Below are 691 nucleotides of genomic sequence, written 5' to 3' on the forward strand. Positions count from 1 at the left end.
ATACCCGGAAAATCCGTGAATGGGCCAGGGAACACGGTTATGACGTTTCCGGGCGGGGCCGGATATCCTCCGAAGTCGCTGAGGCATATCAAAAGGCTGTGGCCTGATCTGCAGCGGGACCGCTGAGACCATTCAGCCCGGAGATCCCATTGAGGGCAAACAGCCGGGGAGGGGAATGCGCGCATTCCCCTCCCCGGTTTTAATGCGCCGTCATTTTCACTGTTATCGGCACTCGGGCGGCCGCTGGCGGTGAGGGGCGGGCCCGGTGAATGATTTCTTCGGTTCGAGCCGATGGATCGGGTCTCGGGGGAGCACTTTTGGGGTGAGTACGTGCCCGGCATGCCCGGCGGCTGCAGCGGACATGGTTGCCGGTTTTAGGCGGTCTGCTCTTGGGTGAGGCCGGAGGGCACGGCCTCGCTCAGTTCCAGGCTGTAGCGGCCCGCGTCGTGCCGGGTGGCCAGAATCCCGCGCCGGTCCCCGCGCAGTGCCCGGTGCTGCAGTGCCCGGGCCGCCCGGTCCAGCAGCCGGTCGGCTTCGGCGGCAGTGGTAGCGGTGACCTCGATGCGCGGTGAAGAGAGGGTCTCGGTCATGGGAAAGTCCTTTCGATCAAGCTGCCCGCCGCAGGGGGAACGGCAGGGCCGCCAGATACTTTACTGTCCGGACGGTTGGGTGCGGATTTCCCGCGCCGGGA

At 65.8% G+C, this 691-nt stretch carries 2 protein-coding genes; one reads left to right on the forward strand and one right to left on the reverse strand.

Annotation, left to right across the window (positions count from 1 at the left end):
• The first annotated feature begins 11 nt into the window (after positions 1–11).
• Positions 12–107: an Lsr2 family DNA-binding protein gene (locus AC5RWU_RS24445; protein ID WP_493986758.1), complete on the forward strand. Its 96-nt coding sequence runs from the start codon at positions 12–14 to the stop codon at positions 105–107.
• 267 nt (positions 108–374) lie between these two features.
• Here the strand turns inward: AC5RWU_RS24445 and AC5RWU_RS24450 are convergent, their stop codons facing one another.
• Positions 375–590, reverse strand: a complete 216-nt coding sequence (locus AC5RWU_RS24450) for a hypothetical protein (protein ID WP_493986757.1) — start codon at positions 588–590, stop codon at positions 375–377.
• Positions 591–691 lie beyond the last annotated feature (101 nt).

Source organism: Arthrobacter sp. B0427-1-12, from assembly GCF_059092905.1.

Bases quoted from the DNA above. Each gene is read 5' to 3' on its own strand.
- AC5RWU_RS24450 (WP_493986757.1), bottom strand. From the start codon at position 590: ATGACCGAGACCCTCTCTTCACCGCGCATCGAGGTCACCGCTACCACT.